This is a genomic window from Rhizobium binae (genome assembly GCF_017357225.1).
Lineage (GTDB): Bacteria > Pseudomonadota > Alphaproteobacteria > Rhizobiales > Rhizobiaceae > Rhizobium > Rhizobium binae.
Genome location: NZ_CP071607.1, coordinates 341306 through 356034, shown reverse-complemented (window position 1 = coordinate 356034; position 14729 = coordinate 341306). Strand labels below are relative to the sequence as shown.

Below are 14729 nucleotides of genomic sequence, written 5' to 3'. Positions count from 1 at the left end.
CACGTTTTTTGCTTTTATTGTTTCACCGCACCGGCGGTCAGACCGCCGACGAGGTAACGCTGAAGGAAGAAGATGACGACCATCGCCGGCGCGATGCCGACGAAGGAAGCCGCCATCAGTTCGTTCCAGATGACCTCCTGCTTGCCGAAGTAAGCAAAGAGCCCCACCGGCAGGGGCATGTATTCGGTCTTCGAGTTGAAGGTCAGCGCGAAGATGAATTGCTGGGCGTAGGCGCCGATGAAGGTGGTGATGGCGACGACGATGATGCCCGGCATCGCAATGGGCAGGATGACGCGGCGAAGCGTGTAGAAGTGGCTGGCGCCATCCATATAGGCGGCTTCGTTGAGCTCCTGGGGAATGCGGATCATGTAGGTGCGCAGCAGCCAGATCGCCGACGGGATGAGGAAGGCGACGCCCGGCACGATCATGGCGAGATAGGTGTTGAGCACACCCATGCTGCGCATCAGCCGGAAGAGCGGGATCAACAGCACGGCGCCGGAGAACATGTTCACCGTCAGGAAGGCGCCGAGCAGGATACCCATGCCCTTGAATTCGAACTTGGCGAAGGCATAAGCCGCCGGAATGACGAGGCAGAGCACGATCAGCGTGACGATGATCGAGATGAAGAAGGAGTTGAAGATATAGCGCCCGAAGCCCGGCACGCTGATCCACATCGTCCGGTAGGCTTCGAACGAACCGTTCTCCGGCCAGAAACGATAGGGCGAGGAGAAGAGCTGGGCGAGCGGTTTCAGCGACACCAGGAAGCCCTCGACGAAGGGCGCCAGCACGAAGAACAGAAACAGCGCGATGCCGCAATAGATCAGGATGATTTCCCACCAGCGGTAACGGTCGATCATGGCAGCACTGCTCATGCGCGCTTCTCCGGGTTGAGGCGGCGGGTGACGCGGAAATAGGCGAAGCAGAAGAGCGACAGGAAGATGCAGATCAAGACGGCGCGCGCTGCACCTTCACCGTATTTCTTCGAGCCGATCGCCGTCTGGTAGGTGTCGATGATCATCGTCGTCGTCTCGCCGCTCGGGCCGCCCTGTGTCAGGATCCAGATGATGTCGAACGAATTGAAGGTGGCGATCAGCGACAGCATCGACATGGTGATGATGGCGGGCACCATCAGCGGCAGGGTGATGCGGCGGAAGCGGTACCAGCGGCCGGCGCCGTCGGTCCAGGCGGCCTCGTAGAGATCCTTCGGGATCGACTGGATCGCCGCCAGGAAGTAGATCGTCACCAGCGGCACGCCGATCCAGACATCGGTGACGATCGTCGCCCAGAAGGCGGTGCTGCCATAGGCGAGGAAGGCGACCGGGCCGTCGACCAGGCCGAAACGCTGCAGCAGACCCGAGATCATCCCGAACTGGCCATTATACATCCAGCCCCACATGAAGATGCCGATCGCCATCGGCACGATCCAGGGCGGCATGGTCAAAAGCCGGAACAGTGAGCGGCCGGGCACGGCGGCGTTCAGCATGCAGGCGCCGAACGTGCCGATCACCATTTTCAGCGCGACCGAGAAGAAGGTCCAGATGAAAGTGCGGAAAATGACCTCGGCAAAGGTGGCGTTGAAGATCTTCTCGTAATTGATCCAGCCGACCCAATTGGTGGTCTTCTTCAGCGACGCGTCGGTGAAGGAGAGAATGAAGGTATCGACGAGGGGGTAGGCGACAATGGCGAGAACGTAGAGAAGGGCCGGAAGGAGGAGGATCCAGGCGAAGATGAAGGCGCTTCTTTGAACACTCATCTTGCCGCCTTCCTCAAGCCGCTCTGGCGTGAAGGGCCTCGTCGAAGCGATCCCAGACGGGACGCAGGTCGATGACCGATTTCTTCATCCTCGCTTCGTCCATGGCAAGGGCCAGGATACCGGCCTCGAGCGCATTGAGGGTGGAGACGGGAAGCTCGAGCCCGGTGCGCACGCTTTCCAAGAGGTCGCTCGCCATCTGTTCGTCGGCGCCGTAATGCTGGGAAAGTTCGGTGGCGGCATAAGTGTTTGCGACGATCTTGTCGCCGGTCAGCTGCTCATGCACGTTGAGATAGCCACGCACGAAATCGCCTTCGGCCATGCCGCGCGAGCCCATGATGGCAAAGCGGCGGAATTGGTCGGGCACGTTCAGATTGGTGTGGAAGTTCATGCCGACGCCGTTTTCATATTCGACGATCGCCACCTGGTAATCGATGATGTCGGCATCGCTGTCGAAGACCTTGTCCGACCCCATCCAGCCGCTCGGCTTGCGGTGGAACAGCTCGAGATCGTTGATGCCCTCCCGAGCCGGATCGTTGGCCGGGATGAAGCTCTTGCGGCCGCCGAAACTGGCAACCCGCTCCGGCCGCGCGCCGACCACACCATTGTAAAGGTCGAGGTCGTGGCAGCATTTCTCCAGCATGAAACTGCCGGAATAGCGCTCGTAGCGGCGCCAGTCGCGCATGAAGAAGGCGCCGTGATAGGGCTCGATATGTTCGGAAGCCTCGATCGAGACGATCTGGCCGAGCTTGCCCTCGGCCTGGATGGCGCGCAGGTCCTTGTAGAGCGGGGAGTAACGCAGCACGAGGCCGACCATCAGCCGCTCATGGCCGAACTGCGCCATCAGATGGGCAAGCTCGATGCTTTCGGCGATGGTCGTGACGATCGGCTTTTCGCAGAAGACTTTCAGACCGGCCTGAAGCCCGAGCCTGATATGGCCGAGATGCATATGATTGGGCGAGCCGATCATCAGCAGATCGAGCTTTTCGGAGGCAAGCAGCTCTTCCGGCGAGCCGTAGGCCTTGCCGGCGGAAATACCCTTTTCCGTCAAGCCGGGAAGTCCGGCGGGATCGGGATCCACGTAACCGACGATGTCGAAGCTGCTATCAATCGCTTTGAAGACGTAGCCGAGGTAGCCGAGCCGGAATCCGAGCCCGATGATGCCCACTTTCATGCCGATCCAGTTCCCGATTAAGTAATTTATTTTCTTTAAGTTGGGACAAAAATTGAGAGGCGTCAATAGAAAACGGGCCTCACGCCACGCCTATGAAATTAATTTTCATAAACCGGCGGGCGGCTTTCGATTTTCGTGCGGTCGATGACCGGATGCGGAAGCGCCGAATGGTTGCAACTGTCGGCAATAGCGCCGGCAAGCTCACGCAGAACTCGCGAAATGTTGAAAAGTCGAGCACGCTGGCGTGTGTAAGATGGATGGGAACCCGAGGCCAGGAGGAGCCATCATGACCCGCATGACAGCCAAGGATTTCCCACAGGAACTGCTCGAACTCTATGATTATTACGCGCACGGGCGGATCACCAAGCGCGAGTTTCTCGACCGCGCCGGCAAATTCGCCGTCGGCGGCGTGACCGCGGCCGCCATCCTGGCGTCGCTGAGCCCTGATTATGCGCTGGCGACCCAGGTCGAGGCCACCGATCCGGATATCGCCGCCGAATATATCACCTACCCCTCGCCGAAAGGAAATGGCGATGTGCGCGGCTATCTCGTCCGCCCCAAAAACGCCACCGGCAAGGTCGCCGCCGTGGTGGTCGTGCACGAGAACAGGGGCCTCAACCCCTATATCGAGGATGTGGCGCGGCGCGTGGCGAAGGCCGGCTTTATCGCGCTGGCGCCCGATGGCCTCACCTCGGTCGGCGGCTATCCCGGCAATGACGAAAAGGGACGGGAACTGCAGCAGAAGGTCGATCCGGAAAAGCTGATGAACGACTTCTTCGCGGCAGTCGAGTTTCTGATGAAGAGCGACCTCACCACCGGCAAGGTCGGCATCGTCGGTTTCTGCTACGGCGGCGGCGTGGCGAATGCGGCGGCGGTCGCCTATCCCGAACTTGCCGCCGCCGTGCCGTTCTACGGCAGGCAGCCGCGCGCCGAAGACGTGCCGAAGATCAAGGCGCCGCTGCTGCTCCACTATGCCGGGCTGGACAAGGGCGTCAACGAAGGCTGGCCGGCCTATGAAGCGGCGCTGAAAGCCGCGGGAAAAACTTACGAGGCCTATATCTATCCCGACGTCAATCACGGCTTCCACAATGATACCACGCCACGCTACGACGAGGCGGCGGCCAAGCTGGCCTGGCAGCGGACGGTCGACTGGTTTACCAAATACCTCGCTTGAGGATGCAGCGGCTTGGCGATCAGGCGGCGGGGAGGCGTTCCCGCCGGGCCGCCGGAGTTATTTCGGAGCGCCGGCCTTGCGCCGTCCCCGGCTGACCATCATTCCGCCGATGATGAGAACAATGCCGCCGGCATTCGCCCAGAAGGAGGCCGGCACGGCGCTGAGATAGTCAAACGCCACCCCCGTGACCATCTGCCCGCCGATGATCAGCAGAGCCGAGTTGACTGCGCCGATCCGCGCAATCGCCCAACTGCCGGCCGCCACGAAGACGACGCCGAGCGGACCGCCGAGATAGGCATACCAGGGCGCCTCGGCAGCGCCCGCAGGAAGCAGGCCGCCGACGACGATACCGAGGCAGGTGAGGACCGCAAAGCCTATGGCGTGATTCCAGAAGGATGCGATCAGCGGCGTCGTCGAGATGCTCAGCCGCCCATTGAGCTGACGGCTGAGGCCGACGAGCACGCCGCCGAGGCAAGCGAGGAGAATGAAGAGCGTCATGCCGCGCCTCGCCCGAACAGGATGATCAGCGCCGCTCCCGCAACGACCAGGCCGAGCGCAACGATGTCGCGGGTATCGGGATGCCGCTTTTGCAGGCCGAACAGCCCCCAGAAGTCGGCCGCGACGCTGAAGACGACCTGGCCCGCCAGCCCGAGGGCCAAGGTGCCGGAGAGCCCGAGCGGCGAGTTGACCGTCGTCGAAGTCAGCATGACCGTGGCCGCGCCGGAGAGCCCGCCGAGATAGGCCCACAGAGGCGCGCGCAAGCCCGGCTTTGGCCTGCGCCGCCGATGGACCAGCAGGAGAAGAATGACGGCTGCGAGCATGCCGGTGCCATGCGCGGTCCAGGACGAAAACAGCGGGTTTCCATAGCGTGCCAGCTCGCCGTTCAGGTGCACCATGAAAGTCAGGAGCCCGCCCGTGGCAAAAGCGCCGGCAAAATAGATCGGATGCGGATTTCGTGCGGCGTCGATGGTCATCGGAGTTTCCCGTCAGCGAATCGATTGCGGCGGATGCTTTCATTTGCCACTAGAGCATGATGCCGAAAAGTGTGAGCGGTTTTCGGCCGGCATCAGGCTCTAACTCTTTCGTTGAGAACAGGGTTTGGATTTTGGGCCGACCTGGCCTGAAATCATCCTGTTGCGGGCCGTTCATCGGCCTCTACCGCAAGACGATGACCACCGCCTGCCTGTTGGTCCCACGGCGCACGTGTTCGATTGATAGCAGCAGCCGTTCTCACGCATCTCTTTCCGGCGGCGAACTGTCTCGTCAGAACCTGGCAGGCATGGAGGATGCGATACGGCGGCGCTCCTCTTAGCGCGCCATTCCTGCAAAATCCGCGATGCACGCCGCAAAATAGGGCGATTTCCGCAAATTGCTTCCGCTTTCGGCGATTGTGCGGTAGCCTGTCCGTTCGTTCACATCGAGCGATGAATTTCGCTGCCACCCCGGAGACGCCGGGGACGGATGACGTTGCGACCGTCCAGAGTTTCGCAACAGTTTCCGTCAGCCGTGATACGGCCAAAAAATGCGATGTGAGCGGAACAAGCATGCCTGCGATCGTGTTTCGAACCTTAGCGTTCAAAAGGAGGAGCATTATGCCTACGGTTGCCGCGACACCCATTACTCCGCCCGATCAGCACGTGGTCACCGCGCGCGAGGCCCTCGAGCCGCTCTATGAGAAGCTCGAGCTTCAAACGGAGTCGCGGCTCCTTTCCGCAGCACTGGAAGCAGGATGGTCTCCCGACGAGGCAACGGAAGCACTGGCGGCTCTCAGACTGCAGGACGCCCTGTCCATCCTCGACGAACGATCTGGCCAGTAAGGTCGGGAAGAGACTCCGGTCATGGTGGCAGATCTGCCTGCCTCTGCTTCTCAGGTCCCGTATATCAGCTGGGACCGACGGATCCTTTGCACAAACAGGCATCGCGGCGCTGAAACTGCGGCAGCATCGGAGGGGAACGTTTGACGCTCGGCATTAAGGAACGACCGTGATCGCGCTAAGGCCGGCTTCATTTGCCGCGCGGATCATCGCCTCGCGCAGCTGGTCCGGCTCACTCTCGCCAACGATGACATCCAGACAGGTCTTTACGGCATCCAAAAACTCTTCTCCGTCATCGAGGGGCCATTCCTTGATCAGGATTTCAGCGGCCTCCCGCGCGGTTCGTATGATCCTGCGGCGTCCGGTGTCAGTGAAAATCAGTATAATAGGCTCGATGCGCCTAGATGCGTTCCACTCCATCGCTCCACCCCGAAACGTAAACACGCATGATCCCTGTAGCCTTTTCACCACCTTGGCCGTTCGAGATTCCTGCGGCTTTGCCTCTCTTGCCACGCCCTCTTTCTGGCGGTGAGGAGAGCCGGCTTCGATCCAATGACCAGGTTTATCCCCTCCCTGCAGTGGCCGATGGTCTGTACTGATCAGGAAAGCGCCAGAGCTGCGCCGCGCAGGCTTGTGTTCGATGCCGTCACGAGATGGACCGAGGCCGTTGAGGTGAAACCTGACGGACCGCCTGCAGCCTTGAACGAGGCTGCGAATGCCCCTTCCGTCAGAACGCCGCGCAGGTCGTTCGCCAGGCCGCCGACGAGATAGACGCCTCCCGTGGCGCCATAGACTGCAGCCAGATCTCCCGCGAAGCGGCCGAGCCAGGTCACAAAGCGCTGGAGCGCCTGCCGGGCATAAGGGTCCGGCTCGTCGAGTTCGGATGCTTCAACGATCTGATGAACGTTCCAGCCCGATAGGTTCAGTCCCGCCCGGATCCGCAACGCATCATGAAGAGCGGCAAAACCGATTGACGTCAAAAGGCTCCTTAGGCCGATCCTGGTCGGCCCGCTTCGCAGGCTGTTGATGATAAGAAGTTCTTCTTCGTCCTCGGCGCCGAAAGAGATATCGCCGGCCCGCCCGCATACCGTCGTCCACGATCGAGCATTCGGGATGGCGACTGCCGCCTCTATGTCCCTTTCGACCAGCGCGATGGCCTTCGGTCCGGTTTGGGCAGAGGCGGTTCCACAGATCGGCAGGAGGTCATGTTGCGCCAGCAATGGCACGGAGAGGGACACAGCCTCGATATCGCGCATCAGATTGACCGATTGCAGGGAAAACGCGTCCTGCAGCTGTTTTGCCTTGAAGTTCCAGGGACGATGGAAGAGACGCGCCTGCCCATCGACGACATCGCCGGCCACGGCAAGGCTCAGCCTTCCCGGGCGATGCGGCAAGGAGTTCAGATAGGCGTCGATGATCAGTTCGATCGTATCGAAGTCATCCGTTCGCAAAACGACATAATGGTCCATCGTCGTTTCGTCGATATCGGCCACGGCAAAGCGTGAATGGGTCGGGCCGATCTCGCCGACGATGGCGATGCGATCTGACAGTATCGACATGTCTGCTCCCCCATTGGTCAAGGATCACCGTCAGTCTGCGACAACCGACACGCCCTGACCTTGATTTCCATCAAGGTCGAACGATCCATGAGGGCCTAGCCTCGATGCTTTCATTCTGCGGCTGCGGATCGGTCGAGATCAGGAGGGCGCCATGGCGGGCGAGAACGAACAAGTGATCTGGTTTGAGCATCTTCGGCGCACCGACGTCGCCCGGGTCGGCGGCAAGAATGCCTCGCTGGGTGAAATGATCCAGGATCTGACCCCAAAAGGCATAGCGGTCCCGGCGGGTTTCGCGACGACAGCCGAGGCCTATTGGCATTATGTCGATGCCAACGGCATCCGCGACAAGATTGCAGCACTGATCGGGGACTGGCAGCAGGGCAAGGCGGGCCTCGCCGAAACCGGGGCAGCCATCCGCAAGCTCTTCTTGCGGGGTGAGTGGCCCGATGATCTGGCCGCTGCCATCCAGATCGCCTATGCGGCGCTTTCCCGCCGCATGGACGTCGACGAAATCGCAGTCGCGGTGCGCTCGAGCGCGACTGCGGAGGACCTTGCGGACGCAAGTTTCGCAGGACAGCAGGAGAGTTTTCTCAATATCCGCGGCAAGCGGGCGCTTCTGGATGCCTGCCGCCGCTGCTACGCCTCGCTTTTCACTGACCGGGCAATCTCTTACCGGCAGACCAAAGGCTTCGAGCACCTGAAGGTAGCCCTTTCGATCGGCGTCCAGCAGATGGTCCGGTCCGACCGGGCCGGATCCGGTGTCATGTTCTCCATCGACACCGAGACCGGCTTCAACAAGATCGTGCTTATCAATGCCGCCTGGGGCCTTGGGGAGAATGTCGTCCAGGGCGCTGTCGATCCTGATGAATATCAGGTGTTCAAGCCTTTTCTCGACAGCCACGCCCTATCGCCCATCATCGCCCGCAAATGCGGCACGAAGGCGAAGAAGATGATCCTCGGATCGCTGGAGGAACCCACCCGCAATGTTCCCACCTCGCGATCCGAGCGGATAAGTTTCGTGCTTGATGACCAGGCGATCCTGCGGCTCGCACGCTGGGCGTCGCTTATCGAAGCGCATTATGGTTGCCCGATGGATATTGAATGGGCGCGCGATGGCGAGAGCGGCAACCTGTTCATCGTCCAGGCGCGGCCTGAGACCGTTCAGTCCACACAGCGGGCAGGCATCCTCAAGAGTTACAAGGTCAGGCACCGGGGACGAACATTGGTCGAAGGTCTGGCGATCGGCGATGCCGTCGCCTCCGGTCGTGTCTGCATGATCGAAACAGCCGACGATATCGATCGCTTCATCGACGGATCGATATTGGTAACGGCGACGACCGACCCCGACTGGGTGCCGATTATGAAGCGAGCTGCAGCAATCGTCACCGACCATGGAGGGCGCACCTCACATGCCGCAATCGTCAGCCGCGAACTTGGCCTGCCCGCGGTGGTGGGAACCGGCAAGGCGACGCTGCTATTGCATACGGGCGCGGAGGTTACGGTCTCATGTGCCGAGGGCGACCAAGGCTTCGTTTATGAGGGGCTGGCCGAGTACGAGGCCGAAACGCTTGATGTCAATGATCTGCCCGCAACACGCACCCAGGTCATGCTGAACCTCGCAAACCCCGGAACCGCCCTCCGCTGGTGGCGGCTGCCCGCCGATGGCGTCGGCCTTGCCCGCATGGAATTCGTCATCAGCAACGCCATCCGCATTCATCCGATGGCGCTCGTCCATTTCGACCGGTTGAAGGACCGAGCCGCCAAAGACCAGATTGCGGTCCTTACCCAGGGCTACGAAGACAAATCCGACTATTTCGTCGACAATCTCGCGCGCGGTCTCGCCCGCATCGCGGCGGTCGTTCACCCCAATCCCGCCATCGTTCGGCTGAGCGATTTCAAGACAAACGAATATGCGGGGCTTCTGGGAGGAGCCGAATTCGAGCCGAAGGAAGAGAACCCGATGCTCGGCTTCCGTGGAGCATCCCGTTATTATTCGCCGCGCTATCGCGAGGGTTTTGCGCTCGAATGCCGTGCGATCCGCAAGTTGCGAAACGAAATCGGCTTTACCAACGTCGTCGTCATGGTCCCGTTCTGTCGATCGGTGGCGGAGGCGGAGAAGGTGCTGCAGGTCATGGCGGAAAATGGCCTGAAGCGCGGGGATGACGGGCTGGAGATCTACGTGATGTGCGAGATCCCGTCCAACGTCATCCTGGCGGGGGATTTCGCACGCCACTTCGACGGTTTTTCCATCGGCTCGAACGATCTTACCCAGCTGACGCTCGGCGTCGACCGTGATGCCGGCGATCTTGCCGATCTCTTCGACGAACAGGATCCGGCCGTGAAATGGATGATTTCCCACGTCATCACCGAAGCCGGAAAGGCTGGCGCCAAGATCGGCATCTGCGGCCAGGCCCCAAGCGACTATCCCGACTTCGCCGCCTTCCTCGTCGAATGCGGGATCAACAGCATTTCCGTCACGCCCGACAGTTTCGTCGCGGTCAAACGCAGGGTGGCGGAGGCGGAGCGGCGATAAAGGCAGGCGTCGCGGTCGGGCGACCGGGCCGAAAGCGCCGGCGGCCGAATTTACCGCGCCTCCGCCTCATGGAACCGGGCGATTGCGCCGGCAAAAAGCCCCGCCACCGGCATGATCGTGAGGCGCTCGTCGTCTCGGTAGGGTGCCGCAACCTCCACCGTGTCGCTGACCAAAATTTCGTCGATGAATGGGGCAGCCAAGTTCGCCGCTGCATCCGACGAAAACAGTGCATGCGAAGCGCAAAGATGGATATGCGCTGCTCCTCGGTCGGCGCAGGCCTGCGCGGCACGCGCCATCGTCGTGCCGGAACTGATGATGTCGTCGATAATAACGGCCGTCCGCCCTCGGACCTCTCCGGCAAACAGGTCACCACTCACTATGCCCTGGCTACGCTGCTTTTCCATAAAGGCCATTCCGACGGGCCGGTGAAGCGACTTTTCCAGCGCCTCCCGAAACATTTCGGCGCGCTTTGCCCCCCCGAGATCGGGAGAGACGACCGTCACTTCAACTGAACCGGCCAGATTTGCGAAATGGGAAGCAAACGCTTCGTATGCCGTGAGGTGGACAGTGAGGCATCGGAAGGCGTTCTGAAAGGCGGAGAGATTATGCGTATCCATCGTCAGCAGGCAGTCCGTCCCGACCGCTTCGAAGAGCCTTGCGACATAAGCTGCAGTGAGGGGGTCCCGAAGTTTTGTCTGTCGGTCCTTGCGCATATAGGCAAGATAGGGTGCAGCGACGGTCACACGCGATGCACCGTTGGTTTTCAGGGTCGCTATGAAGAACAGAAGCTTGCAGAGTCGGTCATGCACGCTCTGATCGCCCGACCGCGCCAGGCCCGAAACGACACAGACGTCGCGCCCTCGAACCTCCACCAGCGGCCGGGTCTTTTCTTCCCCGTCTTCAAAGGTGCGCTCCTCGACCTGACTGAGCGGCAGACCCAGTTCGCTCGCCACACGCTCGCCGAAACTTCCGCTGCCTTTCAGCGCGAAGAGAAGCACATTCGGCGGTACTCTGTTCGGAAGAACCTTGGTCGCCGCGGACGAAAGCCGACGCATACTGGCGCTGGCAAGAAAGGAATCGATCGTTCTGCCATCGCTGGAAAGCGGAGCAACCAGAAGTTCCACATAAGCGGATGGAGCTTGTCGATATCTGGTGCTGAATACAGCGAGAATTGGCTCTCCTGTCCGGCCGACCATGTCGAACAGTCGGCGCAGCCGCACGGCGCCGCGACGGTTCTTTGCAGCTGCCAGGCGGCCGCCTGCCGGAAGCTCGCCGATGAGGGCCGCGGCCGGTGCCGGATCCGAAGTGAGCACATAGTCTTGCGGCGTTACGGCATCGCGCCGAAAGGTGAAAGCGCGCATGGCAGCGGTTGAACCTGGCGCAATGAGCGCTTCAGGCGTCGGAGCGATCAGTTGCCGACGCCGGTCCAGCCATTCCTGAAAAACATCCGATAGCTGCTGATCGCTGGGTCTCGGCAGGCTGTCCAGGCGCTGGAAAAGACGGGCCAACGCGGCGTTCGTTCTTGCCATCATGCTCATGAGAGACTCCTCCGTTGCAGGCAGGATAGCTCCAGCCGGGAGGGGTCGCGATGACCGAAGTCAAAAGGAGCGCTGTTATCGCGCATTTGAGGGACGTCAATGCGTCGGTCGGCGAACGGGCAAATATGCCTGACGATCGATCGTGGAGAAAACGACGTGCTTTCTTTGGATCAGAAGGTAGGCTTCCTCAGCAGGCAGGAAGCCTACGGGGAAGGGAGCGCTCCGATCACGGCGCTGGAAACCCACATGTCCTGGGTTTTCCTATGCGGCGACCGTGTCTACAAGTTTAAAAAACCCATCGTCAGCCCATTCATTGATTTTTCGGATCTCGCCGCGCGGGAGTTGAATTGCAGGGAGGAATTGCGCCTCAATCGGCGGCTGGCACCGGATGTCTATCTCCGCGTCACTCCTCTCGTCAGCCATCCGGACGGTATGCTTTCGATTGACGGCGAGGGGACAGTGGAGGAGTGGCTGCTGGAAATGCGCCGTCTGCCTGAAAAATTCATGCTCGATCAGCTGATCAAGAGCGGCACCCACACTGCAAATGACTTGGTCAGGCTAGCTGAACGCCTCACTGCCTTCTACCGCAGGGCGGAGCCCATCTCCCTCGACCCGCTCGATCATTTTCGGCTGCTGGAGTGTCAGAATGAAATCAACAGAGAGGTCTTGAGACACGAGGAGTTCGATATTGACCATCAGGCGGCCAGGAATCTGTTGAACGACCTTGACCATGCGTTTCATCAGTTACGCGATCCAATCGAGCAACGCATCAAGCAGGGCTGCTACATCGAGGGGCATGGGGATCTGCGGCCCGAGCACATCTGTCTGTGCGATCCCCTCGCCATATTCGACTGTCTTGAATTCGATCGACGGCTTCGCCTGATCGACCCTTTTGACGAGATCGCCTTCCTCGGAATGGAATGCAGCTTCTTGGGCGCTCCTGACATCGCCGACACGCTCTACCTCATGATGGAGGAGAAGCTGGACGACCGCATCCTGCCCGAATTGCGATTTCTGTACACGGCATTTCGGGCGGCCATGCGGGCGCGCATGAGCTACTCTCATCTGCTGGATTGCGTGCGAGTGGTGCCGGGTCTCTGGGAGGAGAAGACGACGAAGTATCTCGCTTTGGCGCAGGCCGCCCTTTATCGCGGGGGATTCGCATCCCTGTCTGCGCGCTGACACGATGCTCACGTGGCTGGCCGTCCCTTTCAGCCTCGATCGGCAGTCCCGGCCTGCATTCTTTCAACGGTATCTGGATCTTGCGGATACCAACCCAGTTCGCGCACCGCCGATCTTGAGAACACAGCAGGATCCGGTGACCGAACTCGCAGCTTGGTGAAATTCTGAAACGGGAATGTCCGTGGCCACTCCCGTGCGTCAGCAAGCAGCCTGTAAGCCGGAAATCCGTACCGCTTTGACGAAGGTCAAGGAATGCACTGGCCGGAAGGCTAATATCCTAACATTGAAACCGGAGAGGTATCCCGACATGACAATCAGGACGGTATTAAGCATCCTCAGCGTCAATCAGTGTGAGGAGGATCTCAAAAGCGCGATCGACTTCTGTGGGGCGCAGGGCGCACATCTGAACGCGCTGGTGATCGCATTGAGGGCGGTGCCGATCATGGCGGATTATAACACCATTTCTTCCGTCTGGCTCGACGAGCGCCAACGCGAAATCGACGCGCTTTCCGAGAAGGCCGATGAAATCAAGGAAATCCTGGGGCGCAGCGGACTTTCCTACGAGGTGCAGGACGTTTATTCAGAGTTCGCTTATGCGGATGCGGATATCGCCGAAAGGGCGCTTTACGCCGACATCGTCCTGATCGGGCGAGAAGCCGCCCGAGACGAAGAGCTCCGCAAGCGCATCATCGGTGGCGCTCTGTTCCAAACGCCGACGCCGATCCTCATCAACCGGGGAAGGCGGGCAATGAATTCATCTCCCGGTTCGATACTTCTGGCGTGGGATTCAAGTGACGAAGCCTCCCGTGCCGCTCGCCAGTCGCTCGATCTGCTCAAGCAAGCCGACACCGTCTATGTGACCATGGTGGATCCCGTCGCAAGGATGGGCGCGAATGGCGAGGAGCCGGGAGCCGACATTGCCGCCTATCTCGCCCGTCACGGAGTCAAGGTCCAGGTAGACCGAATTGCCAGCGGCGGACGGCCGGCAGATGAGATCTTGCGACAGCATGCCATAGACGTATCCGCCGACCTCATGGTCATGGGTGCCTATAATCATCCGCGTTGGCAGCAAACGATCTTTGGCGGTGTGACGCGCAACATGCTCGAAGAAAGCAAAATGCCGATATTCATGGCCCATTGAAGTCGGCCGTTTGCTCGGCTGCATCGCGAAATATCCGACGTCGGACTTCGGCGGGAAGCGAGCGACCTCCGCATACAATCCTTCTGCAACTTCGAGCAGGGCGAGTTCTCTTAGGGCGCCTTGGTCGGAGGGCCAAGAGGGAATTCCGGGTTCTTGCCATCCATCGGACAGGCAGAATCGTCGATTGGCACGATCACGCAGCCTTTCGAAGCCGCTTGGCTTTGCGAAGCGGACCACCAACAGTCCTTTGCCAATCGGTGAAAATGCACAGTACGAATGGCATTGTTTCGTGCTACCTCGGTTGTGTAATCATATAGAGCACGGCAGATTGCATTCTGGTTTGCGCCTTCATCAGCGATAAGAACCGGTACATCAAGGACTTCGCGATACGGCCATCGCTGGGCGCATTGGATAAGGCAAAAGCCTCGGATCATGCCCAGCCTGTCGACGGCAATGAGCATTTGGTTCAGGTGCCGATGCTTTCGAGCAGCAGAAAATTCGGCGGTTAGCTGCTTTAGGTCTTGCCAGATAGCCGGTGGCGGCATCACGCCTCCGACGTGCAGGAATCGTTCAAGGTCCGGCCAATCTGATTCCTGCGCTGGCGCCACGGTGAAATCGCTCACAACAGTTGCCCTGCTATGGAAAAAGTCGGCTCATCATAGACCCTGCGCAGTCAAAGGACATTGCGGGAGATCAAAGGTTCCGGGCCTGAGAATTTGCTTTCGCCGGTCATGGACTCTTCGAGGGTTTGACCATCTGGTCTGGCGGACCTGCTGCGGTCAGCGCTCAAGGCCATCTGAAATGAAACAGAGATCGCGTTGCAGGAAACATTGAAAGATTGAGCTATCGCAAGTCCTCTGACGA

14 protein-coding genes are annotated in these 14729 nt (G+C 60.1%); 5 read left to right on the top strand and 9 right to left on the bottom strand.

Features of this window, described 5'->3' with window-relative positions:
- Positions 1-14: 14 nt before the first annotated feature.
- The 3 genes from J2J99_RS28540 to J2J99_RS28530 are packed head-to-tail and all read right to left on the bottom strand — an operon-like array spanning position 15 to position 2924.
- Positions 15-872, bottom strand: coding sequence for a carbohydrate ABC transporter permease (locus tag J2J99_RS28540; RefSeq protein WP_168302276.1), 858 nt, complete (start codon positions 870-872; stop codon positions 15-17).
- A complete protein-coding gene (locus J2J99_RS28535) occupies positions 869-1753 on the bottom strand; it encodes a carbohydrate ABC transporter permease (protein ID WP_168302275.1) in 885 nt (294 codons plus the stop codon). Before J2J99_RS28535 ends, J2J99_RS28540 begins: the two co-directional genes overlap by 4 nt.
- 13 nt (positions 1754-1766) lie before the next feature.
- Positions 1767-2924: a Gfo/Idh/MocA family protein gene (locus tag J2J99_RS28530; protein ID WP_168302274.1), complete on the bottom strand. Its 1158-nt coding sequence runs from the start codon at positions 2922-2924 to the stop codon at positions 1767-1769.
- 286 nt (positions 2925-3210) lie between these two features.
- Between J2J99_RS28530 and yghX the strand changes: the two genes are divergently transcribed.
- Positions 3211-4098: a YghX family hydrolase gene (gene yghX / locus J2J99_RS28525; RefSeq protein ID WP_168302273.1), complete on the top strand. Its 888-nt coding sequence runs from the start codon at positions 3211-3213 to the stop codon at positions 4096-4098.
- A 57-nt stretch (positions 4099-4155) separates the two neighbouring features.
- On the opposite strand, the gene J2J99_RS28520 is transcribed toward yghX, so the two are convergent.
- Both J2J99_RS28520 and J2J99_RS28515 read right to left on the bottom strand, forming a co-directional pair.
- Positions 4156-4596, bottom strand: a complete 441-nt coding sequence (locus J2J99_RS28520) for a DMT family transporter (RefSeq protein WP_168302272.1) — start codon at positions 4594-4596, stop codon at positions 4156-4158.
- Complete coding sequence (locus J2J99_RS28515; RefSeq protein ID WP_168302271.1) at positions 4593-5072, bottom strand: DMT family transporter; 480 nt, start codon at positions 5070-5072, stop codon at positions 4593-4595. Before J2J99_RS28515 ends, J2J99_RS28520 begins: the two co-directional genes overlap by 4 nt.
- Positions 5073-5690: 618 nt before the next feature.
- Here J2J99_RS28515 and J2J99_RS28510 point away from each other — a divergent pair.
- Positions 5691-5915: a hypothetical protein gene (locus J2J99_RS28510; protein ID WP_168302270.1), complete on the top strand. Its 225-nt coding sequence runs from the start codon at positions 5691-5693 to the stop codon at positions 5913-5915.
- Positions 5916-6068: 153 nt separating this feature from the next.
- Here J2J99_RS28510 and J2J99_RS28505 read toward each other — a convergent pair whose 3' ends face one another.
- Positions 6069-6332: a DUF982 domain-containing protein gene (locus J2J99_RS28505; RefSeq protein WP_168302269.1), complete on the bottom strand. Its 264-nt coding sequence runs from the start codon at positions 6330-6332 to the stop codon at positions 6069-6071.
- 179 nt (positions 6333-6511) lie between these two features.
- The gene (locus tag J2J99_RS28500; RefSeq protein WP_168302268.1) at positions 6512-7471 is read right to left on the bottom strand and encodes a glucokinase; all 960 of its coding nucleotides are present in this window, start codon (positions 7469-7471) and stop codon (positions 6512-6514) included.
- Positions 7472-7622: 151 nt separating this feature from the next.
- Between J2J99_RS28500 and ppsA the strand changes: the two genes are divergently transcribed.
- Positions 7623-10004, top strand: a complete 2382-nt coding sequence (gene ppsA, locus J2J99_RS28495; RefSeq protein ID WP_168302267.1) for a phosphoenolpyruvate synthase — start codon at positions 7623-7625, stop codon at positions 10002-10004.
- Positions 10005-10054: 50 nt separating this feature from the next.
- On the opposite strand, the gene J2J99_RS28490 is transcribed toward ppsA, so the two are convergent.
- On the bottom strand, positions 10055-11542 hold the full coding sequence (locus tag J2J99_RS28490) for a ribose-phosphate diphosphokinase (RefSeq protein WP_168302266.1): 1488 nt from the start codon (positions 11540-11542) through the stop codon (positions 10055-10057).
- Positions 11543-11698: 156 nt separating this feature from the next.
- Here J2J99_RS28490 and J2J99_RS28485 point away from each other — a divergent pair, with 156 nt between their 5' ends.
- Together J2J99_RS28485 and J2J99_RS28480 are read left to right on the top strand one after the other, a co-directional pair.
- Positions 11699-12724 (top strand): hypothetical protein, encoded by a 1026-nt coding sequence (locus J2J99_RS28485; RefSeq protein WP_168302265.1) that lies wholly within the window; start codon positions 11699-11701, stop codon positions 12722-12724.
- 307 nt (positions 12725-13031) lie between these two features.
- Entirely contained in the window at positions 13032-13865 is an 834-nt protein-coding gene (locus J2J99_RS28480; RefSeq protein ID WP_168302479.1) for a universal stress protein, read from the top strand.
- 110 nt (positions 13866-13975) lie between these two features.
- Here J2J99_RS28480 and J2J99_RS28475 read toward each other — a convergent pair whose 3' ends face one another.
- Complete coding sequence (locus J2J99_RS28475) at positions 13976-14488, bottom strand: hypothetical protein (protein WP_168301395.1); 513 nt, start codon at positions 14486-14488, stop codon at positions 13976-13978.
- Between the last annotated feature and the right edge of the window lie 241 nt (positions 14489-14729).